This window comes from Sabulibacter ruber (assembly GCF_017355955.1).
Taxonomy (GTDB): Bacteria; Bacteroidota; Bacteroidia; order Cytophagales; family Hymenobacteraceae; genus Nibribacter; species Nibribacter ruber_A.
Window position 1 is genome coordinate 1 of sequence record NZ_JAFFID010000107.1, and the last position, 285, is coordinate 285.

Annotated in this window: 1 protein-coding gene; it reads right to left on the minus strand. The window is 70.2% G+C overall.

From position 1 onward, the window contains the following. The coding region (locus JT719_RS24650) for a calcium-binding protein (RefSeq protein WP_278251904.1) at positions 1-285 on the minus strand (285 nt) is incomplete at both ends.

Consider the following 285-nt stretch of genomic DNA (forward strand, 5'->3'; position numbering starts at 1 on the left):
GATCGTTGCCCAGGTCAGCGCTCAGACGGTCGTTGCCCAGGTCGCCTGACAGCCAGTCGTCGCCCTGGCCACCGAACAGCGTGTCGTCGTCGCGCCCGCCGAACAGCGTGTCGGCCCCGGCGTTGCCGAACATCCGGTCGGTGCCGACGTTGCCGACCAGCAGGTCGTTGCCGATGTCGCCGGCCAGGCTGTCGGCCCCGATATCGCCGTTCAGCAGGTCGTCATCACGCCCGCCGTACAGGGCGTCGCTGTCGCGGCCGCCATACAGGCTATCGGCCCCGGCGT